This is a genomic window from Pseudomonas sp. NPDC089918 (genome assembly GCF_050280605.1).
Taxonomy (GTDB): Bacteria; Pseudomonadota; Gammaproteobacteria; order Pseudomonadales; family Pseudomonadaceae; genus Aquipseudomonas.
Map to the genome: position 1 here is coordinate 72,295 of NZ_JBNNVP010000001.1, position 22,251 is coordinate 94,545.

The following is a 22,251-nucleotide window of genomic DNA, read 5'->3' on the forward strand; positions in this document are numbered from 1 at the left end:
TGGCTTGCCCGCGATCGTCGCGCCTCGGTCTACCTGACGGGCGCCAACCCAAAAAACGCCCTTCCGCGTCGGCTGCATCGGCCACGTCAACCAGGCCGAAATGCACGCGGCGGTGGCGGTGGTCGCCGAGGTGCTGCGCGAGATGGAAGTCATCGACATCTGATTCACCTCAATCCCCTGTGGGAGCGGGCTTGCTCGCGAAAGCGGACTGACATTCCCGCTGCAAATCGAAAAAATCGCCGAACACTCGGCCCTGATTCCGGGCGCCCTGGACACCATCGCCAACCTGCGCCAACAAGGGATCAAGATCGGTTCGTGCTCCGGCTACCCGAAACAGGTCATGGACAAAGTCGTCGAACTGGCCGCCACCAACGGTTACGTCGCCGACCACGTGGTCGCCACCGACGAAGTGCCCAACGGCCGCCCATGGCCGGCTCAGGCACTGGCCAATGTGATTGCCCTGGGCATCGATGACGTCGCGGCCTGTGTGAAGATCGACGACACGGTGCCGGGCATTCTCGAAGGTCGCCGAGCCGGCATGTGGACCGTGGCGTTGATCTGCTCCGGCAACGCGCTGGGTCTGGACTACGAAGGCTATCGCGCCCTGAGCAGCGATAAGCTGGCCAGCGAACGCAAGCGCATTCACGCGATGTTCGAAGGCTCGCGGCCGCACTACATGATCGACACCATCACCGACTTGCCCGAGGTGATTGCCGACATCAACAAGCGCCTGGCCAAGGGCGAGATGCCGCAAACCGACTGATTCCACCTCTCGTTTCATAAAAAAGCGCCAGCTCCCTTAACGGAACTGACGCTTTTTTGTGGCCGATCACTTGATCCAGAGCATTGAACAGCCCATTGGCCTCAGGCAAATCCCCCAAACAGGATTACAGTTAACCCACGCCGTCGAACAAGAACGGTGACTTCAGACCAGACCTGTGAGGAAACACCGTATGCCCTGGAAGAATTCCGAATCACGCTACAGCACCGTATCGATCGCGCTGCACTGGTTGATGCTGGTACTGCTAATAGTGGTTTACGCCTGCATCGAATTGCGCGGGATATTCCCCAAAGGCAGTGGCGGCCGGACGCTGATCAAGGAAGCGCACTTCATGCTCGGCTTGACGGTGTTCGTGCTGGTCTGGCTGCGGCTGTTCGCGCGCAGCCTGGGGCCAGCGCCGCAGATCTTCCCCGCCTCGCCTCGCTGGCAAACCCTGCTCGCCAAACTGATGCATTGGGCGTTGTATATTTTCATGATCACCATGCCGATTCTGGGCTGGCTGATTACCAGCGCCGAGGGGCATCAGGTGATGTTCTATGGCATTGATCTGCCGTTGCTGATCGAAGAGAACAAACCGCTGGCCAAGCAGCTTGAGGGCTGGCATGTGCTCGGCGGGACGATCGGCTATTGGCTGATCGGACTGCACGCCGTGGCCGGGCTTTATCATCACTATGTGGTGCGCGATAACACCTTGCTGCGGATGATGCCCAAGCGCGGTTGATCGGCTACCGAAACCACTGATCCCTGTGGCGAGGGGGCTTGCCCCCGTGGGGCTGCGAAGCGGCCCCATAATCTGTGACCGTGTCGCGCCTGACACACCGCATCTTTAGGTTTTGGGACTGCTGCGCAGTCCAACGGGGGCAAGCCCCCTCGCCACAAAGGTTTGTGAACTGAAACCCCGGCGGCCCTGCAAACCGCCGGTGTGGATGAAGATCAAGCGCGTGCCCCGGGCAAATTTACCCGCCTCGATTTGTTGCTTGAGCGCCAGCAGCGCTTTGCCGGTGTACAGCGGCTCGAGAGGAATGCCACTGGCCTGTTCGGTCTGCTCGATGAACTCGAGTAACAGCGGATCGACTTTGGCAAAACCGCCACGGCTGGCGTCCAGCAGTTCATAGGCGGGATCGATCAGTCCGGCTTCCTGCACAATCATGTCGACCTGCTGCGCCACGCCATGGTCGTCAGGCACCGCCAGCGCGCCATACACCGGATGTTCGCCCGCCTCGGCCAGAACCAGACCGGCCAGGGTGGTACCCGTTCCACAGGCCAGCCACCAGCCGTCGTAGTGGCTCCAGCCCAGACCGCTCAATTGCTCGCAGGCCAGAGTCACCAGTTGCCCGCAGCCCTTCGCCCCAAGTAAGCCGCCACCACCTTCCGGTACTGGATGTAGCTCGGGGTATTGCTCCCGCCATGGCGCCCAGAAGCCTGGTTCGTGCCGCGCTCGATAACCGCCATAACCCAACCAGTGCAAGTGCATGCCGAATGCCTGCAAGTCCTTTACCGTCGGAGTGTCTTGCGGATGCCCACGCAGCAGTCCGACCGTGGTGAAACCGAAGCGTTTGCCCGCTGCGGCCAATGCATGGAGATGGTTGGAATGGGCACCGCCCAGGCTGATGATGCCTTGGGCGCCATTCTGGTCAGCGGCTTTGAGGTGTTCGATGAGTTTGAACCACTTGTTGCCGCTGATCAGCGGGTCGATCTGGTCCAGACGCAGGATCGCGACGTCGATGCCGGCAGTGGTGAGCCAGTCGAGGTGAAGGGGTTCGAGAGGGGCTTGGGGAAGCCAGTCTGTTGGTGGGGAAAGCATTGATGCCGGCTCGGGGTAAAGAGCCGGTATCTTAGCAGCAGACTTGTGGCGAGGGAGCTTGCTCCCGCTTGGCTGCGCAGCAGCCACAGAATCAGCGAAGTTGATTAACCTGACACTACATCATCGCTGATAGAGGGAGTCCTTCGGCCTCCAGCGGGAGCAAGCTCCCTCGCCACAGAGTTATGCGTATTACAACTCAGCCGCCAACCGCGAACCCTGGTTGATCGCGCGCTTGGCATCCAGCTCCGCCGCCACGTCCGCGCCGCCGATCAAATGCACGTTCTGCCCCGCCGCGACCAGGCCGTCCTGCAACTCACGCAACGGATCCTGTCCGGCGCAGATCACGATGTTGTCCACCGGCAGCACCTGCGGTTCGCCGCTTTCGCCGATGCGGATGTGCAGGCCTTCGTCGTCGATCTTCAGGTACTCGACGCTATTGAGCATCTGTACCTGCTTGTTCTTAAGACCCGTGCGGTGAATCCAGCCAGTGGTCTTGCCCAGGCCGTCGCCGACCTTGGATTTCTTGCGTTGCAGCAGGAACACTTCACGGGCCGGCGCATGCGGCTCAGCCTTGATACCCGCAACGCCGCCGCGCGCTTCCAGGTGTGTATCGATGCCCCATTCTTTCCAGAACGCTTCGCGGTCCTGACTGGTGGCCACACCCTCGTGAACGAGGAATTCCGACACATCGAAACCGATACCGCCGGCGCCGATCACCGCGACGCGCTTGCCCACCGGTTTACGCTCGAGGATCACGTCCAGGTAGCTCAGCACCTTGGCGTGCTCGACGCCCGGAATCGCCGGCACCCGTGGCGCAATGCCGGTCGCCAGGATGATTTCGTCGTAACCGCCCTCAACCAGCTGCGCCACGTCCACACGGGTGTTCAGGCACAGTTCGACGTGGGTGGTCTGCAATTTGCGGTTGAAGTAGCGCAGGGTTTCGAAGAACTCTTCTTTGCCCGGCACGCGCTTGGCAATGTTGAACTGGCCGCCGATTTCGCTGGCCGAATCGAACAACGTCACCTGATGACCACGTTCGGCGGCCACAGTGGCGGCGGACAGACCGGCAGGGCCGGCACCGACCACGGCGATTTTCTTGATCTGCTGCACCGGCAGGTAATTGAGTTCGGTTTCATGACAGGCCCGTGGGTTCACCAGGCAACTGGTCAACTTGCCGCCAAAGGTATGATCCAGGCACGCCTGGTTGCAACCGATGCAGGTGTTGATTTCATCGCCACGACCGGCCGCAGCCTTGTTGACGAAATCCGGGTCGGCGAGGAACGGGCGCGCCATGGACACCATGTCGGCATCGCCTTCGGCCAGAATCTGCTCGGCGACTTCCGGGGTGTTGATGCGGTTGGTGGTGATCAGCGGAATGTTCACCGTTCCACGCAGCTTGGCCGTGACCTTGCTGAACGCCGCACGCGGCACCTTGGTGGCGATGGTCGGAATCCGCGCTTCGTGCCAGCCGATGCCAGTGTTGATGATCGTCGCACCGGCCTGCTCGATGGCCTTGGCCAATTGCACGATCTCTTCCCAGCTGCTGCCGCCTTCCACCAGGTCGAGCATCGACAGGCGGAAGATAATGATGAAGTTGGGGCCGACGGCTTCGCGCACCCGGCGGACGATTTCCACCGGCAGGCGCATGCGGTTTTCGTAAGCGCCGCCCCAACGGTCAGTGCGATGGTTGGTGTGAGCCGCGAGAAACTGGTTAATGAAATAACCTTCGGAGCCCATGATCTCGACGCCGTCGTACTCGGCTTTTTGCGCCAGGGTCGAGCAAGTGACGAAATCGCTGATCTGCTTCTCGATGCCTTCTTCGTCCAGCTCTTTAGGCTTGAACGGGTTGATCGGCGCCTGGATCGCGCTCGGGGCCACTTGTTTCGGGCTGTAGGCATAACGCCCGGCATGGAGAATCTGCATGCAGATCTTGCCTCCCGCCTCGTGCACTGCTCGGGTGACGATCAGGTGTTTGAGTGCTTCTTCCTCGGTGGTCAGCTTGGCCGCGCCGGAATAAACCCCGCCCTCATCATTCGGGCCGATACCGCCGGTGACCATCAGGCCAACGCCACCACGGGCACGCTCGGCGAAGTACGCGGCCATGCGCTCGAAACCGCCGGGCTTTTCCTCAAGACCCGTGTGCATCGAGCCCATCAGGGTGCGGTTGCGCAACGTGGTAAAACCCAGGTCCAGCGGGGCCAACAGGTGCGGGTAATGAGCGGCGGCCATCGGTAACTCCACAACGAGCGATCACGGAAAAAATGCAGGAGCTCTTCGGCCCCCGTCAGTCATGTTCGACAGACTAAGAGTCGCACCGCTGTCACTCAATGACCGTAACTGACAACTTATTGATCCAAATGTGCAGCGCCCCTTGGCAAGCGCGGGGATGGGCCCTACCCTAGTCGCGAACCCTGCACACGGCCGTTGACTGTTTCCCCATGCGCAAACTTTTGTACCTGACCCTCTCCATGGCGTTGATCGCCGCCCTCACGACCTACGCCATGTGGGCCGCGGACCGTCCGGTGGGTCATTACCTGTCGGACCTGCGCATCAGTCTCGCGGTTGATCAGGGCACTCCTGCCGATCGCGGCAATCTGCTGGGTATTCAGCCCGAGCTGTTCCCCACCGACTATCAAAGCCCCGAACGCTTGCACCGCAAGCTCGCGGCTTACTTGCAGAAGGCTCAGGATCAGGGCCTGCTGAATGAAAAGACCATCGTCGTACTGCCCGAACATGTCGGTACCTGGCTGATGATCAGTGGCGAAAAAGATGAGTTGTACCAGGCCACCACGCTCAAGGAGGCCATGAACTGGCTGGCGGTGAGCAACCCGTTGCAGTTCATCCGCGCCCTGATCAGTGCCGAGGGCGGTAGCCGTCTCGACGATGCGCACTTGCGGATGAAAGCCAGGAAAATGGCCAAGAGTTACCAGGCACTGTTCGGCGGCTTGGCAAAAGAATTCCACATCACTCTGGTGGCGGGTTCCATCGTGTTGCCCGAGCCGAGTGTCAGCGATGGCACCCTGAAGATTGGCCGCGGTGCCCTGTACAACAGCAGCGTAGTGTTCGGTCGCGACGGTTTGCCGATCGGCCAGCCGCAGCGGCAAATGCACCCGACTTTCGCTGGTCACGACACCGTCGATGCCAATTCCGAACACACGATCAACGTCGTCGACACACCGGCCGGACGCTTGGGCGTGTTGATCGGCAGCGACAGTTGGTATCCGGAAAACTATCGCAAACTCGACGATCAAGGCGCGCAACTGGTGGCGGTCCCGGCGTTCGTCGTCGGGCGCGGGTCTTGGGACCAACCGTGGCGCGGCTACAAAGGCCAGTCCACGCCGAGCTCTGTCAGTCTCAAGGCTGGCGAACTCAGCGAAGGTCAGGCCTGGCATCGGCTGACGCTGATTGCCCAACCGTCCGGCAGCCAGACCATCGCCGGCATGAGCGTGTTCCTGCGCGGTCAGTTCTGGGACAAGGGCAGCGCCGGTCAAAGCTTCCTCAGCAGCAACGGGCAACAATTCGCCGACGGCGATGCCCGGGGCGCCCGTTTGCTGAACCTCTGGCTGTAAGCCGATGAAACCGCAGCCGATGCGCCTCGGGGATTTGTCGGTGGGCTTCGTCCATAGCCTGGCCGACGCCGTGCGCAGCCATGGCCTGGACCCACAACCGCTGCTCGAACAGTACGGCCTCGACGCCGCGCGATTGGCCGAGGCCGGCGCCCGCCTCTCGATCCCGCGCTACATGCGCTTGGGTCACGGGGCCATTCAACTGACTGACGACCCGGCACTGGGTTTGCGCATGGGCCAGCTCAGCCGTCTGAGCCAGGCCGGCCTGGCCGGAGTCACCGCCGCCCAGGCACCTACCGTGCGGGAAGCGGCGCGCTGCCTGATTCGCTTTGAAGCGCTGTATGGCTCCAACTATCGCGGCCAATCGAGCTTTCATGAAGACGCCCAGGGGGCTTGGCTGCGGTTCTATTCGATTAGTCCCTACAATGCCTACAACCGCTTCGTGGTGGATTCGATCATCGCCGGCTGGTTGCAGCAATTGTCCAGCGTAAGCCCTGCCCCGCTACGCGCCGAACGGATCGAGATCGAATTCCAGGCGCCGGATTACCGTGAGGCCTACGCCGTGCTGGGGGATTGTCCGATTCAGTTTGGCGCCGAACAGAATCAACTGCGCCTGAGCCTGGAGAGCCTCGCCCAGCGCAACCCGGAACACTGCCCGAGCACCTGGCGGCTCCTGCTGCAACTGTGTGAACGGGAACTGGAGCAACTGACACGCACCCGCAGCCTGCGTGAACGCATCACTCAGTTACTGGGGCCGTTGCTCAATGGTGGTCGGGAACCCGACCTGGAAGAAGTGGCGGCACGCCTGAAGCTGCCAACCTGGACCTTGCGTCGCAAACTCGCCGAGGAAGGCACGCAGTTTCGTGCAATTCTCAACGACACACGCCGCGACCTCGCCATGACCTACATCCGCGACACTGAACTGGCGTTTGGGGAAATCGCCTACCTGCTGGGATTTGCCTCTGCCGAAGCCTTTCAACGGGCTTTCAAACGCTGGAACGGCCAGACCCCCGGCGAGTTTCGCCGCAGTCATCGCCAATCCGCGTAAGGTTAGGGGGCGTTCTCAATTAGTTTCCCCGCGGCGCCCCCTAAAGCTCGGTAGCGTCTTCGGCCGGTTCCAGCGGGTCCAGTTCAAACGCCTGATACTCGAGCAGTTCTTCTTGATAATCGTCCATTATTAAACCCCCATCGCCTACTGAAAAAATCGTCTGAATAAATGACCAGCGCCCTGAGCATAAAGTGCCCGTATGAAAGAAAAATGACGCGGGCATGACACTACATCGCTACTGAATAAAACGTAGCAGGTGGTCAGGAATTTATCACAGGATTTTTTCGATACGAGCGGTAGGAATACGGCTCGATTTGATGTGGATCAATCTTGGAAGGTGTTACGGGATCGGAGTCGTCTGACCCGATCCCGTAACATCAGGCTATTACTGGCCGGAGACAGGCATGGCCGAAATTGGCTCGGTCGGTGCCGGCATGGTGCTTGAATCCGCCGGTGGAGCCACTGTTTCGGTGGACGAAGTCGGCTCGCTGCTCTGCGCCGGGGTAATCGGCGCTGTTTCGGCAGGTGGCGCAACAGGCTCCGAACTGGCTGGAGCGGTTTCAGCTGGTGCAGGTTCGGCTGCCGGCGCTGGAGCAGGCGCAGGTTCTGCCGCTGGGGTCGAGGTCGGCGCCAACTGAGCCGGCGCAGCCTTGGCTTCGGGCACACCCAGATCAGTCTTCGGCTTCTCGGTAATGTGTGCCGCCTTCTTCGCCTCCGGTGGCAGGAACAACTCGACCAGGGCAAAGAAACGCTCGTAGAACTTGGCCGAGGACACGGTTTCACTGGCGACCTTGACCATCGAATCGTCAGACGAGCCGATCGGCATCGATACCGAGCCCAACACACCGACACCGAGGCTGGCGGAGTTGTTGGTCTTCTTCAGCGCATAACGGTCCTGCAAGGCGTTGGCGAACATGGTCGCGTGATGCCCTTCGCTGCCGTCATCGGCACAGACCACGCTGAAGCTGATCTCCATGTGGGTATCGCCAGTCTGCTGGAAGCTCTTGTGTCCACTGACCAGCTTCGGATCGGCGCTGGTGATGATGTAACCCTGGCTGAGCAGAGCCCGGCGGGCCGCCTCGCAGGTTTGCGCATCGGTCACCGGGTAGCTGCGCGAGAACGTTCCGGAGTCGTCGAAGTTCTCATGCTCGTAGATGGCGGCTTTCTTCGAGGAACAACCGGCAGCGGCGGCCAGCACCAAGGCCAGCCCGACAACATGCATGGGAATTGATCTAAACATTGAACATCCTGAGAAAAACGGTTCGGGGCGTATTGTGCAACAGATCGATGCTTAGCGTCGCACCGTTTAGTGTCTTGACACAGTTACAAGTCTACTGACTGTCATTGACAGGAAAAAGTCCCGCTCGGACGGAGGCCAAAGATCGCAGCCTGCGGTGGCTTCCGCTATACGCAATCCCGGGCAGGAGCTACCGCAGGCTGCGATCTTCCGATCTTCGCCCATAAAAAAACCCCGGCTGTCTGGCCAGGGTTTTTTATGTCGCAGGAAACTCAGTCAAGCATCAGAAACGCTTGATCTCAGCCTCGCTCTCCAACAGCTTGCGGTAAGCCGCGAAGTCTTGCTGGCCAATGCGCGAGGCGAGGAAGCGACGGTATTGAACCTTCTCTTCTTCGGTCGGCGCCGCAGCTTCGTTCACAGCGTTCAGACGCACGATCACCAGGCTACCATCGGCCAGGGTCACGCTGCTGAAGGTCGGCTTGTCTTTGGAAACAGGCTTGGGCATGCGGAACAGCGCTTGCAGCACAGTCGGGTCGACCCCTTCCTGAGCACGCGTCGCAGCTTGAGTCACTTTCCAGTTCTGGCCATCGATCGCCTGGTCCAGTGCAGTCTTGCCATCGCGCAGGCTGACGATCAGTTGATCAGCCTTGGTCTTGGCGGCAGCACTGGCATGCTCCTTGGTCAGCTGCGCACGGATGCTGGCAGCCACGCTTTCCAGCGGCAGTTGCTCAGGCTTGCGGTGCTCCTTGGCGCGCAGCACGATCACGGTTTCCGGGTCCAGCTCGATGGCGGTGCTGTTGGCACCCTCATCCAGCACTTCAGGACTGAACGCAGCGGTCACTACGGCACGATTGGCCGCAATACCTTCGCCACCTTCCCGGCCGAATGGCGCGGACGTGTGGACAGTCAGCTTCAGGTCTTGTGCTGGCTGGGCCAGATCGGAGGCTTCGAACGACGAGTCTTCCAATTGCTTGGTCGCCTCGACGAAGCGCTGCTCGACCTGCTGGGTTTTCAGCTCGCGGGTCAGCTTGTCTTTCAGGCTGGCAAACGTCGGCACTTCAGGGGCTTCAACGCCCAGCAGCTTGATCAGGTGGAAACCGAAGTCAGTGCGAACCGGCTCCGAAACCTGATCCTTGGCCAACGAATACAGGGCTTTTTCAAACGCTGGATCGTAGACGCCTGGACCTGCATAACCGAGGTCACCGCCGTTGTTCGCCGAGCCTGGATCCTGGGAGAACTCCTTGGCCAGAGCCTCGAATTTCTCGCCTTTGGCCAGACGCGCCTGCACTTCTTCGATTTTGGCCTTGGCTTGCGCCTCGCTCACCTTATCGTTCACTTCGACCAGAATATGCGCAGCCCGGCGTTGCTCGGACAGGTTCGCGGTTTCTTTCTGATACGCCGCTTGCAAGTCTTCGTCCTTGACGCTGACCTGATCAAAGAAGGACGCCTTCTTCAATTCGAGGTAGTCGATGACCACCTGATCCGGCGTCATGAATTCCTTGGCGTGTTCGTCGTAGTAGGCTTTGACTTCGTCGTCAGTCAGTTTCACCGCCGCTGGATCTGCCTTGACGTTCAAGGTGGCGAAATCGCGGGTCTGTTTTTCCAGACGGGCGAAGGCCAGAACCTGTGCATCGGTGACAAAGCCGCTACCAGCCAAGCCAGCACGTAGCTGACCGATCAGCATTTCCTGAGCCAGCATCTGGCGAAATTGCAGACGGCTATAGCCCAGTTGACGGATCACCTGATCGAAGCGATCGGCGTTGAATTTGCCTTCCACCTGGAATTCAGGCGTTTGCAGGATCACCTGATCCAAAGCCGCTTCGGAGAAAGCGAATTTCGATTTTTCTGCGCCTTGCAGCAGCAGTTTGCGATCGATCAGGCCTTTGAGGGCCGATTCGCGCAGCATTTTTTCGTCGAGCAAGGAAGCATCGAAATCCTTGCCAAGCTGTTGCATGAGCTGACGGCGTTGCATATCAACCGCCTGGTTCAGCTCGTTTTGACTGATTTCTTCACCATTGACCTTGGCCGCATCCTGGCTGTTGGTCGTCGCCTGGAAAATGGCCTCGATACCGGTGAAAGCCATCAGTACAACGATGATCCCGATAATGGTCTTGGCAATCCAGCCTTGTGAATTGTCCCTGATATTCTGCAGCATGCGTCCCCCAGAAACGGTTGAACTTCAAAATTAGGCAACCGTGGAGCGTGGGTAGAATCCGGATAGAAGAAAGGCGCATCCGAGGATGCGCCTTCTCGTAACTGGCGGAGCGGACGGGACTCGAACCCGCGACCCCCGGCGTGACAGGCCGGTATTCTAACCGACTGAACTACCGCTCCGCTGCCAAGTCAGGAATGACCCCGACCCGGATAGGCAAAAACCTGAATCGAACTTAGTTGACAGCTTCTTTCAGTGCTTTACCGGCTTTGAAACCTGGCTTTTTGGCAGCGGCGATTTCCAGCGTCTTACCGGTCTGTGGGTTACGACCGATGCGAGCTGGACGATCGGTTACGGAGAAGGTACCGAAACCAACCAGAACAACAGAGTCACCAGCCTTGAGAGCGCCAGTGACGGATTCGATTACAGCGTCCAGCGCACGGCCAGCAGCAGCTTTCGGGATATCAGCGGATGCAGCGATAGCATCAATCAGTTCCGACTTGTTCACTCTAAGTCCCCTTATATCTATTTGAGTTTGATTCTAAGTTTTTTGGTAAAAGCAAAAAAACGAGTGCTGAATGGCCTACAGACACTTAAGAGCCGCTTTATAACAAGGGCTCTAAAAAACTGTCAACAAGCCCCCCAGGCAAATGCGTACTAATGCGTGCTAATTCTTTCCTTAGAGTCAGTCTCGCGTTTTTCATCCTTTGCAACGATCTCCGGAACCACATCCGGCAAGGGCTCCGGCGCGTATTGCAGCGCAATTTGCAGGACCTCGTCAATCCATTTAACTGGTTTAATCTGTAGATCTTGCTTGATATTGTCAGGAATTTCCTTCAGATCGCGTACGTTCTCTTCAGGAATGATCACCGTCTTGATTCCACCACGGTGAGCAGCCAGCAGTTTTTCTTTCAAACCACCAATCGCCAACACCTGACCACGCAAGGTGATTTCGCCGGTCATGGCAACATCTGCGCGTACAGGAATGCCAGTCAATGCTGACACCAGGGCCGTGCACATGCCTACACCGGCGCTAGGGCCATCTTTCGGCGTTGCCCCTTCAGGCATATGGATGTGGGTGTCGCGCTTCTCGTGGAAGTCCAGAGGAATCCCCAGGCTCTTCGCACGGCTGCGGACAACGGTCAGGGCTGCGGTGATCGATTCGACCATCACGTCACCCAGAGAACCGGTTTTGATCAACTGGCCTTTACCCGGCACGACCGCGGCTTCGATGGTCAGCAATTCGCCACCCACTTGAGTCCACGCCAAGCCTGTGACCTGACCGATCTGATCCTGCGACTCAGCCAGGCCGTAGCGGAATTTACGCACGCCCAGGAAGTGCTCGAGCATGTCGGCAGTGACCTTCACCGAGAAGCGTTTTTCCATCGCATGCTCTTTGACCGCCTTGCGGCAAACCTTGGCAATCTGGCGCTCCAGCCCACGTACACCGGCTTCGCGGGTGTAGTAGCGGATGATGTCGCGGATCGCTTCGGCGTCGAATTCCAGCTCGCCTTTCTTCAGTCCGTTGGCCGTAATCTGCTTCGGCGAAAGATATTTGACAGCGATGTTGATCTTCTCGTCTTCGGTGTAACCCGGCAGACGAATCACTTCCATCCGGTCCAGCAGCGCCGGCGGAATGTTCATGGAGTTGGATGTGCAAAGGAACATCACATCGGACAGGTCGTAATCGACTTCCAGATAGTGATCGTTGAAGTTGTGGTTCTGCTCGGGATCGAGCACTTCCAGCAACGCCGACGCCGGATCGCCACGCATGTCGCTGCCCATTTTGTCGATTTCATCGAGCAGGAACAGCGGGTTGCGGACGCCCACCTTTGTCATTTTTTGAATCAATCTTCCTGGCATCGAACCGATATAAGTCCGGCGATGACCACGAATTTCCGCCTCATCGCGCACACCACCGAGGGCCATGCGCACGAATTTGCGGTTGGTGGCGTGAGCGATCGACTCCGCCAGAGAGGTTTTACCCACCCCGGGAGGACCGACCAGGCACAGCACCGGACCACGAATCTTCTTCACGCGCTTCTGCACGGCGAGGTATTCGAGGATCCGCTCTTTGACTTCTTCCAGACCATAGTGGTCGGCGTCGAGAATATCTTCGGCACGAGCGAGGTCCAGACGCACCTTGCTCTGGGCCTTCCACGGCACTTGAACCAGCCAGTCGATATACGAACGCACCACCGTCGCTTCCGCGGACATTGGCGACATTTGCTTGAGCTTGTTCAGTTCGGCCTGAGCCTTGGCCAACGCGTCTTTCGGCAGACCGGCGGCATCGATACGCTTCTTCAGCTCTTCGATTTCGTTGTGGCCTTCGTCGCTGTCTCCCAGTTCTTTCTGAATGGCCTTCATCTGCTCATTCAGGTAGTACTCGCGCTGGCTGCGCTCCATTTGCTTTTTAACGCGGCCGCGAATGCGTTTTTCGACTTGCAGCAGATCGATCTCGGCATCCAGCAACGCCAGAACGTGCTCGACCCGGGCCGACAAATCGATGATTTCGAGGATTTCCTGCTTCTGCTCGATTTTCAGGGCCATGTGCGCGGCCATGGTGTCAACCAGGCGGCCTGGCTCGTCGATGCTGTTAAGCGACGACAGGACTTCAGCGGGGACTTTCTTGCCCAACTGCACATATTGTTCGAATTGAGCCAGCAGGCTGCGGACAAACACTTCCGACTCGCGCTCAGGCGCGTCGACTTCGTCGATCAGCGAAACTTCGGCACGGCAGTGGCCGTCGACTTCGCTGAAGCGCTCCACGGCGCCCCGCTGCTCGCCTTCGACAAGAACCTTGACCGTGCCGTCAGGCAGCTTGAGCAGCTGCAGAACGGTGGCGATGGTGCCTACGCGATAAAGTGCATCTTCACCGGGATCGTCGTCAGCAGGATTTCGCTGAGCCAGCAGAAGGATCTGCTTGTCGCCCGTCATCGCTGCCTCGAGGGCTTCGATGGATTTCTCGCGCCCCACGAACAGCGGGATAACCATGTGCGGATAAACCACGACATCACGCAATGGCAGGAGAGGCAATTCGATGGTTGTCTTCATGATTTCGCCTCTACGGCGGCCATAAGGCCGTAAACAGATGGAAGTAAGCTTGAAACCAAGATGGGGGCTGTTTTCAAAAAAAACAAGCGGATAAAAAAACCACTTTAAAGATCGCCGCTTACGGTAGCGCCTGCGTGGGTCCGGATACATCCAAAAAGGTCGGATGTCATGCTGCCTTCGCAGCGGTGCGGCGATCCGACAAGCCAGCTCCCACAATAGCAAAGGGGCCCGAAGGCCCCTTCTTTATTTCAGCAGTGTGACGCTTAGGCGTCTGGCGCTGCCTTGGCAGCCGGCTCACTGTTTTCGTAGATATACAGTGGCTTGGACTTGCCTTCTATAACGCTTTCATCGATCACTACTTTACTCACCTCGGATTGCGAGGGGATTTCATACATAGTGTCGAGCAATACACCTTCGAGAATCGAACGCAGACCACGGGCACCGGTTTTGCGTTCCAGGGCACGTTTGGCGACCGATTTCAGCGCGTCAGCCCGGAATTCCAGGTCCACGCCTTCCATCTCGAACAGCTTGGCATACTGCTTGGTCAGAGCATTTTTCGGCTCGGTGAGAATCTGCATCAACGCAGCCTCATCAAGCTCGTCCAGCGTGGCAAGTACCGGCAGACGACCAACGAACTCCGGGATCAGACCGAACTTGACCAGATCGTCAGGCTCGACTTCACGCAGGGATTCGCCGACTTTCTTGCCTTCTTCCTTGCTGCGCACTTCCGCGTTGAAACCAATGCCACCCTTGGTGGAACGGTTTTGAATAACCTTTTCCAGACCGGAGAACGCACCACCGCAGATGAACAGGATGTTACGGGTGTCGACCTGAAGGAATTCCTGCTGCGGATGCTTGCGACCACCTTGAGGCGGAACGGAAGCGACCGTGCCTTCGATCAACTTGAGCAGGGCCTGCTGCACGCCTTCACCGGAAACGTCCCGGGTGATCGACGGGTTGTCAGACTTGCGCGAGATCTTGTCGATCTCATCGATGTAGACAATGCCCATCTGGGCTTTTTCTACGTCGTAATCACACTTCTGCAGCAGCTTCTGAATGATGTTCTCGACATCTTCACCTACATAACCCGCCTCGGTGAGGGTGGTTGCGTCGGCGATGGTGAACGGAACGTTCAGCAAGCGGGCCAGTGTTTCGGCAAGCAGGGTTTTACCCGAGCCTGTCGGGCCGATCAGCAAGATGTTGCTTTTGCCGAGTTCGACGTCGTCATTCTTTTTGTCACGCTGGTTCAAACGCTTGTAGTGGTTGTACACCGCTACGGCCAGAACCTTTTTCGCACGCTCCTGACCAATCACGTACTGATCAAGGATGCCGCTGATTTCTTTAGGCGAAGGCAATTTATGCGCGCTGCTTTCGGCCTGGGCTTCCTGCACCTCCTCACGGATGATGTCATTGCACAGGTCGACGCACTCGTCGCAGATAAAGACCGAGGGGCCGGCAATCAATTTGCGTACTTCATGCTGGCTTTTGCCACAGAAGGAGCAATAGAGCAGCTTGCCGTTGTCCTCGCCGTTGCGGGTGTCAGTCATTCGTTCGATCCAAATCCGATAGGCTTGCAACACAAGATGAAGGCTATTGCGGGCTTTTTCAAGCCCGCCGGTGATCAGACCAGCTGACCAACCTTATTTTGAGCTGCTTATTTTAAGCGGGGCGCTGATTGATCACTTCATCGATCAACCCGTATTCACGCGCGGCTTCTGCACTCATGAAATTATCGCGGTTGGTATCGCGCTCGATTTCTTCAAGAGTGCGCCCGCTATGCTTGGCCATCAGCGTGTTGAGACGCTCACGAATGAAGAGGATTTCCTTGGCATGGATTTCGATATCCGAGGCCTGGCCCTGGAAACCGCCCAGTGGCTGGTGAATCATCACACGCGAGTTCGGCAGGCAGTAACGCTTGCCCTGGGCACCGGCCGTCAGTAGAAACGCACCCATGCTGCACGCTTGACCGATACAGGTGGTCGACACGTTTGGCTTGATGAACTGCATGGTGTCATAGATCGACATGCCCGCCGTCACCGAACCGCCCGGCGAGTTAATGTAAAGATGGATGTCCTTGTCCGGGTTTTCCGCTTCAAGGAACAGCAGTTGCGCACAGATCAGGTTGGCCATGTAGTCCTCTACCGGACCAACCAGAAAGATCACTCGCTCCTTGAGAAGGCGCGAGTAGATGTCATAGGCGCGTTCGCCACGAGCAGATTGCTCGACAACCATCGGGACCAGGCCGCCTGCGGCCTGGATATCAGAGTTCTGCTGAATATACGAATTACGGAACATGCTCTGCAGTCACTCCCAAATAGTTATGTCTTGAATACGCATAAGCCAGCACGAAGGCTGGCTTATGGTGTGTACTTCTTACCGCAAAAACGATCAGTCGGCTTGTGGAGCTTCTACCGGCTTGACCGCTTCTTCGTAAGAGACCGATTTGTCGGTCACGCTAGCTTTCTGCAGAACAGTATCCACAACTTGTTCTTCCAGCACAACCGAACGGACTTCGTTCAGTTGCTGGTCGTTCTTGTAGTACCAAGACACAACCTGCTCAGGCTCCTGGTAAGCCGAAGCCATTTCCTGAATCATCTCGCGAACGCGGGCTTCGTCAGGCTTGAGGTCGAACTGCTTGACCACTTCAGCCACGATCAGACCCAGCACAACGCGGCGCTTGGCTTGTTCTTCGAACAGCTCGGCCGGCAGTTGGTCAGGTTTGATGTTGCCGCCGAACTGCTGAACAGCCTGCACGCGCAGACGGTCAACTTCGTTGGACAGCAGAGCCTTTGGTACTTCGATCGGGTTGGTGGCCAGCAGACCGTCCATAACCTGATTCTTGACCTTGGATTTGATCGCCTGACGCAGTTCACGCTCCATGTTCTTGCGAACTTCGGTGCGGAAGCCTTCCAGACCGGTTTCCTTGATGCCGAATTGAGCGAAGAACTCTTCGGTCAGCTCTGGCAGTTTAGGCTCGGAAACAGTGTTCACGGTTACGGTGAACTCAGCGGCTTTGCCTGCCAGGTCGAGGTTCTGATAGTCCTCAGGGAAGGTCAGGTTCAGAACGCGCTCTTCGCCGGCTTTAGCGCCGACCAGACCGTCTTCGAAGCCAGGGATCATGCGACCGGAACCCAGCACCAGCTGGGTGCCTTTGGCGGAACCGCCAGCGAACACTTCACCGTCGACCTTGCCGACGAAATCGATGTTCAGTTGATCTTCGTTCTGAGCAGCGCGATCGGCGACTTCGAAACGGGTGTTCTGCTTGCGCAGGATTTCCAGCATCTTGTCCAGATCGGCATCAGCCACGTCAGCGCTCAGGCGCTCGACAGCGATACCTTCGAAACCGGCAACGGTGAACTCCGGGAACACTTCGAATACGGCTACGTATTCCAGGTCCTTGCCTGCTTCCAGGGATTTAGGCTCGATCGAAGGCTGACCAGCCGGGTTCAGCTTCTGCTCAACCACAGCTTCGTAGAAAGAAGACTGGATTACGTCGCCTACAGCTTCCTGGCGAGCGTCAGCACCGAAACGGCGCTTGATTTCGCTCATTGGCACTTTGCCTGGACGGAAGCCAGCGATCTTGGCCTTTTGGGCGGTCTGCTGCAGACGCTTGTTGACCTGGCTCTCGATACGCTCAGCCGGCACGGTGACGCTCATGCGGCGCTCAAGAGCAGTAGTATTTTCAACAGAAACTTGCATGGATATTCCTCGTTGCACAGACGTTAGCCGGCCGTTTCCGACCCCAGAATCAAGGGCATGCATTCTAGTGGGTCAAACTCAAGAAGTCACCCTACTGAAAACGGGTAAAAAAGCAGCAGGCAATTTATAGGCGGGGACAAACGGTTGTGCCTCGCCCTGTTAGCAAATACAGCCAGTCATGCCAAGGCTCTGCACCCATCCTTCTATATATAGAAGGAATCGGCAATCCATCCCTGACAGCCGACCCCGCGAGGGGATCGGCGGGCAAATCGTGCATCATCGAGAAACATAAATACGATGAAACGACCTGACCCTGCGACCCACAACCTGCAGTCGTCGACACTCAAACAACTGAAACAAAAAAGGCGCCAGACTGTTAAATCTGGCGCCTTTCGAAATATGGGGTGGACGATGGGGATCGAACCCACGACAACGGGAGTCACAATCCCGTGCTCTACCAACTGAGCTACGCCCACCATATTGCGTGACAAAGAAGCCAAACAACTTCTTTGCTGAGCCCCAACCAAGCCAAGCGGCAAGAGTGAAGCTTTATTTGGTGCGGATGAAGAGACTCGAACTCTTACGCCTCGCGGCGCTGGAACCTAAATCCAGTGTGTCTACCAATTCCACCACATCCGCGGATTGAAGCTGTTAAAGCAAAGGCGCCAGACTGTTAATCTGGCGCCTTTCGAAATATGGGGTGGACGATGGGGATCGAACCCACGACAACGGGAGTCACAATCCCGTGCTCTACCAACTGAGCTACGCCCACCATATCGCGTTACTTGTGCCAAAGTTGCCTAATGGCGCACCCGGCAGGACTCGAACCTGCGACCATCCGCTTAGAAGGCGGATGCTCTATCCAGCTGAGCTACGGGCGCCTTGTTAATCTGTACCCTTGAAGGACTACAAACTAAGTGCTTTTCAGCCTTGCGGAAGCGTAACTCCGCTCGACCTTCTCAACCAGTGCTAGGCTGTGCCCGACAAGTGCGACGAATAGTATAGAGCCCCCCAGAGGTCGTCAAATCCTTTTTAAAAAAAATTCATTTAATTAAAGGAGTTAGGGGAATTTGCAGACCAAGCGCCTTTGCCCTCACCTCATGACATGCGAGAATGCGCTCTCTTTTTTTCCCCTCTCGATGGTTAATCACGCGCAATGACTGCACAACTAATCGACGGCAAATCGATCGCCGCCAGCCTGCGCCAGCAGATCGCCAAACGAGTCGCCGAGCGTCGCCAGCAAGGCCTGCGCACACCCGGCCTCGCGGTGATCCTGGTCGGCAGCGATCCTGCCTCTCAGGTTTATGTCTCGCACAAGCGTAAAGACTGTGAAGAGGTCGGCTTCCTTTCGCAAGCCTATGACCTGCCTGCCGAAACCACTCAAGAAGCACTGACCGATCTGATCGATCGCCTGAACGATGACCCGGCGATTGACGGCGTTCTGCTTCAACTGCCTTTACCTAAACATCTGGACGCCTCCAAATTGCTGGAGCGCATTCGTCCTGACAAGGATGTCGACGGTTTCCACCCTTATAACGTCGGCCGCCTGGCCCAGCGTATCCCGCTGCTGCGTCCGTGCACACCCAAAGGCATCATGGCGCTGCTGGAAAGCACCGGCGCCAAGCTAAACGGGATGGATGCGATCATTGTCGGGGCTTCCAACATTGTTGGCCGTCCGATGGCAATGGAACTGCTGCTGGCCGGTTGCACCGTGACCGTTACCCACCGCTTCACCAAAGATCTGGCGGACCATGTCGGTCGCGCCGACCTGGTGGTGGTTGCCGCCGGTAAGCCGGGCCTGGTCAAAGGTGAGTGGATCAAGGAAGGCGCGATCGTGATCGACGTCGGCATCAATCGCCAGGAAGACGGCAAGCTGGTCGGTGACGTGATCTATGAAACCGCCCTGCCCCGCGCCGGCTGGATCACTCCGGTACCGGGTGGCGTTGGCCCGATGACCCGCGCATGCCTGCTGGAAAACACGCTGTACGCCGCGGAAACACTGCACGGCTGAGTTCACGCTGCTTGCAGCGCCGCATAAAGGAACCCCGCCAGTCGCGGGGTTCTTTTTGCCTGCAGAAAAAGCTCGACCATCCGCCGGAAAAGCCCGTTTTTATCAGGCGCCCAGGCACTTTCATCTGAACATCGAACAACCATCGACAGTTCTTCAGCCATACTCCTAAAATGCGTCGCTTTTTAAAGAAACAGCCCGTTACAAAACGGTATATCCACCCTTTATGAGTCCGCCAGCGTGAAAATCCGTCTTTCAATCCTGAGCCTATTTTTTGCATTTACAGGGACTTTCACCACGCCAACGATCAACGCTGCAGAAACTACTGCCGCCCCCCGAGACACTTCACAACTGAAGATCGCTTCCGGCAGTGTCTTGCTGATGGATATGCAAACCAACAAAGTGATCTATGCCAGCAACCCTGACGTCGTAGTGCCAATCGCATCCGTCAGCAAACTGATGACTGGCCTGGTGGTGGTAGAAGCCCGGCAGAACATGGACGAGTATCTTTCCATCAACATCAGCGATACCCCGGAAATGAAAGGCGTGTTTTCCCGAGTCAAACTCAAAAGCGAATTGCCACGCCGAGAGATGCTGCTGATTGCCCTGATGTCCTCGGAAAACCGTGCCGCTGCGAGTCTGGCCCATCACTATCCGGGCGGCTATGTCGCGTTCATTGCCGCCATGAACGCCAAAGCCAAAGCGCTGGGAATGACCAGCACCCACTTTGTCGAACCGACGGGCCTCTCTCCTCGCAATGTGTCCACCGCCCGCGATTTGAGCAAACTGCTGATCGCCGCACACAAGTACCCGCTATTGACTCAATTGAGCACCACCAAGGAAAAAACCGTTTCGTTCCGCAAACCCAACTACAGCTTGGGTTTCCGCAACACCGACCATTTGGTCAACAAGCCTAACTGGGACATCAAACTGACCAAAACCGGCTTTACCAACGCGGCCGGTCACTGCCTGGTGCTGGTGACCCACATGGGAGATCGGCCGATGGCGCTGGTGATTCTCGATGCCTTCGGCAAGTACACGCACTTTGCCGATGCCAGCCGGATTCGCAGCTGGGTCGAAACCGGCAAGAGCGCCAACGTGCCGTCCGTAGCCCTGCAGTACAAATCCGACAAGAATCTCAAGCATCGCCAGAGCGGTGTGGTTGAAGCATCGAAATAAGGTCGAAACGTCTGTAAACAGCCGGTAAATGAAAGCCCCGAATGTTCGGGGCTTTTTTTGTCCACGTTTAATCATTGGGCAACGGCATCTGATCGTCATCCGGGATGCCATCCCCGGCACTCGGGTCTCTCCAGCCCTGTGGATGCTTGGTCGGCACCACTGTCGGCCTGGCCAAGGGATCCCTTAACGGGCTGTCCGGATCCATCACCGGGTCCAGGTCCGCTTCAGGGGTTGTCGGAACACTGTCTGGAGGGTCTGGACGTTTGTCGTCAAAGCTCGAATCGGTAGACATACGCACCTCACTGAGACTTGGGTTTCAGATTACCGAGTGGGTCGTAAGGCTTCGCGGGTGCCTTCTTGCCCGCCTCACCCGGCTTTATATCCCTGGGCGCCTTGGCGGGCCCGATGGGGTCGACCTGAGGATCGGCGAGGTCTGGAGAATCGGGGTCGAACCCCAACTCATTATCAGACGAATGCTCAGACGAGTGCGGGCCGGTGGGGGTATTGGACTGTGCCATGGACGCCTCCTGTTCATGGTCCCGGAAAAATCCGGGCCCTCTACTTGAGACTTCAGCATAGCGTGGCGGTGCCATGCTGATGACGAGCGGAAACTTACTGCGCGGTCAGCGCCTTCTTCGCCCGGGCTGCCGCCTGTTCCTGACCTGACTGGGCAAGATCGCTCGCCGCCTTCAGCCAGCGCTGCTGATCGACATTGGCCGGAATCTGGTCCGGCTTCTGGATCAATACAGCCCAGCCACCGGCATTCTCGAACGCCGATTCAAAGGCGCTGAACCCCATCAGCAACCGACGCTCCATCCCGGCGCGCAGCAACACCGTCTGCTTCTGACGATTGTAACCGGCGAGAATGGCGTATCGCGGCTCCGCCCAAAACGCCGAGCCTTCCGTGAAGCGCACCATCACCGGATAACCGGCGGCGACCTGGGTCAGCAGCGCCGGCAAATTTTTGTCGAGGGGGTAGACCACCATCCCGTATTCGCGGGCGAGATTCTGCATGTTCTGCTGCAACCGGTCTTCGGCACCCGGCAAATGCAGAGGTTTGTCGAGCAGCCCCGGGGTTATCACGATGCCCTGCCGGGACAGCAGACTAGCCAGCACCTGAGGCCCGCTTTGATAACTTTGCCCACGGTAGAACGTACCGCTGAGTTCGACCCGCTCCGGCAGACGCTTGATCTCAGGCGCCACGCTCCCCGCACAGCCAGCCAGGCCGGCAACGCAGCCAACGATCAGCACCAAAGATCGAATTCGAGAAAATACCCGCACCATCATCACTCTCTTGTTCAGACGCCAGGCAATCGCACAGCCGGCTTGGCCGTCGATCATAGGATGCCGCGCGACAGCGGTATAGCCTTAACCGGCAGTTGATTGCATTCGATAGAGCGAACTGGTTGGTTATAGGCGACCTTTGGTCAATAGCCTGAAATACAGCAGCGGCTAGACTGTCATTTACCAAGGACGAGTGTGTGCCCGATGCAGGGCAAAGAGGAGGCACTGATGAGCCTGACAATGACCATTGTAATGTTGATCTCCGGCTGGCTGGCCGTGGCCACCGCCATGCTGTGGGGCGTTTTGCGTATTACCCGCCGGCACCATCACCACCCGGTTCAATCGGCGCCTGTGGCGAAAACCGATCAGCCGGCTGCCCGCCCCGCCACCGCGCACTGACCGGCGCTTTTCGGTCGTCCAAACTAAAACGGCCGCCTGG

19 protein-coding genes, 5 tRNA genes and 2 pseudogenes are annotated in these 22,251 nt (G+C 57.8%); 8 read left to right on the top strand and 18 right to left on the bottom strand.

Annotated features, from left to right (window positions below):
• Positions 1-46: 46 nt before the first annotated feature.
• The 3 genes and pseudogenes from ACQKPC_RS00310 to ACQKPC_RS00320 all read left to right on the top strand — a co-directional run.
• A pseudogene (locus ACQKPC_RS00310) lies at positions 47-163 on the top strand (2-aminoethylphosphonate--pyruvate transaminase); the annotation flags it as partial.
• A gap of 54 nt (positions 164-217) precedes the next feature.
• Positions 218-763, top strand: a pseudogene (locus tag ACQKPC_RS00315) (HAD-IA family hydrolase); the annotation flags it as partial.
• 190 nt (positions 764-953) lie between these two features.
• On the top strand, positions 954-1,502 hold the full coding sequence (locus ACQKPC_RS00320) for a cytochrome b (protein ID WP_038982411.1): 549 nt from the start codon (positions 954-956) through the stop codon (positions 1,500-1,502).
• A gap of 105 nt (positions 1,503-1,607) precedes the next feature.
• On the opposite strand, the gene ACQKPC_RS00325 is transcribed toward ACQKPC_RS00320, so the two are convergent.
• Positions 1,608-2,585 (bottom strand): 1-aminocyclopropane-1-carboxylate deaminase/D-cysteine desulfhydrase, encoded by a 978-nt coding sequence (locus tag ACQKPC_RS00325; protein ID WP_427622717.1) that lies wholly within the window; start codon positions 2,583-2,585, stop codon positions 1,608-1,610.
• Positions 2,586-2,774: 189 nt separating this feature from the next.
• Positions 2,775-4,814, bottom strand: coding sequence for an FAD-dependent oxidoreductase (locus tag ACQKPC_RS00330; RefSeq protein WP_427622718.1), 2,040 nt, complete (start codon positions 4,812-4,814; stop codon positions 2,775-2,777).
• Between the two features lie 209 nt (positions 4,815-5,023).
• Here ACQKPC_RS00330 and ACQKPC_RS00335 point away from each other — a divergent pair, with 209 nt between their 5' ends.
• Positions 5,024-6,154 carry a nitrilase-related carbon-nitrogen hydrolase gene (locus tag ACQKPC_RS00335; RefSeq protein ID WP_427622719.1) on the top strand — a complete coding sequence of 377 codons (1,131 nt, stop codon included), beginning with the start codon at positions 5,024-5,026 and terminating at the stop codon, positions 6,152-6,154.
• A 4-nt stretch (positions 6,155-6,158) separates the two neighbouring features.
• Entirely contained in the window at positions 6,159-7,199 is a 1,041-nt protein-coding gene (locus ACQKPC_RS00340; protein ID WP_427622720.1) for an AraC family transcriptional regulator, read from the top strand.
• A 385-nt stretch (positions 7,200-7,584) separates the two neighbouring features.
• Here the strand turns inward: ACQKPC_RS00340 and ACQKPC_RS00345 are convergent, their stop codons facing one another.
• The 12 genes from ACQKPC_RS00345 to ACQKPC_RS00400 all read right to left on the bottom strand — a co-directional run bounded on the left by ACQKPC_RS00345 (position 7,585) and on the right by ACQKPC_RS00400 (position 18,222).
• Positions 7,585-8,439, bottom strand: a complete 855-nt coding sequence (locus ACQKPC_RS00345) for a DUF2242 domain-containing protein (protein ID WP_427622721.1) — start codon at positions 8,437-8,439, stop codon at positions 7,585-7,587.
• 280 nt (positions 8,440-8,719) lie between these two features.
• Positions 8,720-10,591, bottom strand: coding sequence for a SurA N-terminal domain-containing protein (locus tag ACQKPC_RS00350; RefSeq protein ID WP_427622722.1), 1,872 nt, complete (start codon positions 10,589-10,591; stop codon positions 8,720-8,722).
• A gap of 102 nt (positions 10,592-10,693) precedes the next feature.
• A tRNA-Asp gene (locus tag ACQKPC_RS00355) sits at positions 10,694-10,770 on the bottom strand.
• 53 nt (positions 10,771-10,823) lie between these two features.
• Positions 10,824-11,096, bottom strand: a complete 273-nt coding sequence (locus tag ACQKPC_RS00360; protein ID WP_002552737.1) for an HU family DNA-binding protein — start codon at positions 11,094-11,096, stop codon at positions 10,824-10,826.
• A gap of 149 nt (positions 11,097-11,245) precedes the next feature.
• Complete coding sequence (gene lon / locus ACQKPC_RS00365; RefSeq protein WP_427622723.1) at positions 11,246-13,642, bottom strand: endopeptidase La; 2,397 nt, start codon at positions 13,640-13,642, stop codon at positions 11,246-11,248.
• Positions 13,643-13,905: 263 nt separating this feature from the next.
• Complete coding sequence (gene clpX / locus ACQKPC_RS00370; RefSeq protein WP_007946893.1) at positions 13,906-15,189, bottom strand: ATP-dependent Clp protease ATP-binding subunit ClpX; 1,284 nt, start codon at positions 15,187-15,189, stop codon at positions 13,906-13,908.
• Positions 15,190-15,301: 112 nt separating this feature from the next.
• Positions 15,302-15,937 carry an ATP-dependent Clp endopeptidase proteolytic subunit ClpP gene (gene clpP / locus ACQKPC_RS00375; protein ID WP_007901795.1) on the bottom strand — a complete coding sequence of 212 codons (636 nt, stop codon included), beginning with the start codon at positions 15,935-15,937 and terminating at the stop codon, positions 15,302-15,304.
• Between the two features lie 93 nt (positions 15,938-16,030).
• On the bottom strand, positions 16,031-17,341 hold the full coding sequence (gene tig / locus ACQKPC_RS00380) for a trigger factor (protein ID WP_008073093.1): 1,311 nt from the start codon (positions 17,339-17,341) through the stop codon (positions 16,031-16,033).
• 400 nt (positions 17,342-17,741) lie between these two features.
• Positions 17,742-17,817, bottom strand: a tRNA-His gene (locus ACQKPC_RS00385).
• Between the two features lie 78 nt (positions 17,818-17,895).
• Positions 17,896-17,980, bottom strand: a tRNA-Leu gene (locus tag ACQKPC_RS00390).
• Positions 17,981-18,037: 57 nt separating this feature from the next.
• Positions 18,038-18,113: transfer RNA gene (locus ACQKPC_RS00395), tRNA-His, on the bottom strand.
• A 32-nt stretch (positions 18,114-18,145) separates the two neighbouring features.
• Positions 18,146-18,222 (bottom strand) — tRNA-Arg (locus ACQKPC_RS00400).
• A 275-nt stretch (positions 18,223-18,497) separates the two neighbouring features.
• Between ACQKPC_RS00400 and folD the strand changes: the two genes are divergently transcribed.
• Positions 18,498-19,352 carry a bifunctional methylenetetrahydrofolate dehydrogenase/methenyltetrahydrofolate cyclohydrolase FolD gene (folD, locus tag ACQKPC_RS00405; RefSeq protein ID WP_008073092.1) on the top strand — a complete coding sequence of 285 codons (855 nt, stop codon included), beginning with the start codon at positions 18,498-18,500 and terminating at the stop codon, positions 19,350-19,352.
• Positions 19,353-19,354: 2 nt separating this feature from the next.
• Here the strand turns inward: folD and ACQKPC_RS00410 are convergent, their stop codons facing one another.
• Positions 19,355-19,513: a hypothetical protein gene (locus ACQKPC_RS00410; protein WP_427622724.1), complete on the bottom strand. Its 159-nt coding sequence runs from the start codon at positions 19,511-19,513 to the stop codon at positions 19,355-19,357.
• Between the two features lie 76 nt (positions 19,514-19,589).
• Between ACQKPC_RS00410 and pbpG the strand changes: the two genes are divergently transcribed.
• Positions 19,590-20,528 carry a D-alanyl-D-alanine endopeptidase gene (gene pbpG, locus ACQKPC_RS00415; RefSeq protein ID WP_123496540.1) on the top strand — a complete coding sequence of 313 codons (939 nt, stop codon included), beginning with the start codon at positions 19,590-19,592 and terminating at the stop codon, positions 20,526-20,528.
• A 67-nt stretch (positions 20,529-20,595) separates the two neighbouring features.
• Here pbpG and ACQKPC_RS00420 read toward each other — a convergent pair whose 3' ends face one another.
• The 3 genes from ACQKPC_RS00420 to ACQKPC_RS00430 form a co-directional block, all read right to left on the bottom strand.
• Complete coding sequence (locus ACQKPC_RS00420; protein ID WP_007901789.1) at positions 20,596-20,820, bottom strand: hypothetical protein; 225 nt, start codon at positions 20,818-20,820, stop codon at positions 20,596-20,598.
• 7 nt (positions 20,821-20,827) lie between these two features.
• Positions 20,828-21,046, bottom strand: coding sequence for a DUF6021 family protein (locus tag ACQKPC_RS00425; protein WP_427622725.1), 219 nt, complete (start codon positions 21,044-21,046; stop codon positions 20,828-20,830).
• A gap of 94 nt (positions 21,047-21,140) precedes the next feature.
• On the bottom strand, positions 21,141-21,869 hold the full coding sequence (locus ACQKPC_RS00430; protein WP_427622726.1) for a peptidase C39 family protein: 729 nt from the start codon (positions 21,867-21,869) through the stop codon (positions 21,141-21,143).
• A gap of 171 nt (positions 21,870-22,040) precedes the next feature.
• Here ACQKPC_RS00430 and ACQKPC_RS00435 point away from each other — a divergent pair, with 171 nt between their 5' ends.
• Entirely contained in the window at positions 22,041-22,211 is a 171-nt protein-coding gene (locus ACQKPC_RS00435) for a hypothetical protein (protein WP_427622727.1), read from the top strand.
• The last annotated feature ends 40 nt before the right edge of the window (positions 22,212-22,251 follow it).

Excerpts from the sequence above, each read along its gene's own strand:
- tig (WP_008073093.1), bottom strand. The coding sequence starts at position 17,341 with ATGCAAGTTTCTGTTGAAAATACTACTGCTCTTGAGCGCCGCATGAGC.
- ACQKPC_RS00430 (WP_427622726.1), bottom strand. The coding sequence starts at position 21,869 with ATGATCGACGGCCAAGCCGGCTGTGCGATTGCCTGGCGTCTGAACAAG.
- clpP (WP_007901795.1), bottom strand. The coding sequence starts at position 15,937 with ATGTTCCGTAATTCGTATATTCAGCAGAACTCTGATATCCAGGCCGCA.
- ACQKPC_RS00320 (WP_038982411.1), top strand. The coding sequence starts at position 954 with ATGCCCTGGAAGAATTCCGAATCACGCTACAGCACCGTATCGATCGCG.
- ACQKPC_RS00420 (WP_007901789.1), bottom strand. The coding sequence starts at position 20,820 with ATGTCTACCGATTCGAGCTTTGACGACAAACGTCCAGACCCTCCAGAC.
- ACQKPC_RS00340 (WP_427622720.1), top strand. The coding sequence starts at position 6,159 with ATGAAACCGCAGCCGATGCGCCTCGGGGATTTGTCGGTGGGCTTCGTC.
- ACQKPC_RS00425 (WP_427622725.1), bottom strand. The coding sequence starts at position 21,046 with ATGGCACAGTCCAATACCCCCACCGGCCCGCACTCGTCTGAGCATTCG.
- clpX (WP_007946893.1), bottom strand. The coding sequence starts at position 15,189 with ATGACTGACACCCGCAACGGCGAGGACAACGGCAAGCTGCTCTATTGC.
- ACQKPC_RS00335 (WP_427622719.1), top strand. The coding sequence starts at position 5,024 with ATGCGCAAACTTTTGTACCTGACCCTCTCCATGGCGTTGATCGCCGCC.
- ACQKPC_RS00435 (WP_427622727.1), top strand. The coding sequence starts at position 22,041 with ATGAGCCTGACAATGACCATTGTAATGTTGATCTCCGGCTGGCTGGCC.
- ACQKPC_RS00345 (WP_427622721.1), bottom strand. The coding sequence starts at position 8,439 with ATGTTTAGATCAATTCCCATGCATGTTGTCGGGCTGGCCTTGGTGCTG.
- lon (WP_427622723.1), bottom strand. The coding sequence starts at position 13,642 with ATGAAGACAACCATCGAATTGCCTCTCCTGCCATTGCGTGATGTCGTG.
- ACQKPC_RS00350 (WP_427622722.1), bottom strand. The coding sequence starts at position 10,591 with ATGCTGCAGAATATCAGGGACAATTCACAAGGCTGGATTGCCAAGACC.
- ACQKPC_RS00325 (WP_427622717.1), bottom strand. The coding sequence starts at position 2,585 with ATGCTTTCCCCACCAACAGACTGGCTTCCCCAAGCCCCTCTCGAACCC.
- ACQKPC_RS00410 (WP_427622724.1), bottom strand. The coding sequence starts at position 19,513 with ATGGCTGAAGAACTGTCGATGGTTGTTCGATGTTCAGATGAAAGTGCC.
- folD (WP_008073092.1), top strand. The coding sequence starts at position 18,498 with ATGACTGCACAACTAATCGACGGCAAATCGATCGCCGCCAGCCTGCGC.
- ACQKPC_RS00330 (WP_427622718.1), bottom strand. The coding sequence starts at position 4,814 with ATGGCCGCCGCTCATTACCCGCACCTGTTGGCCCCGCTGGACCTGGGT.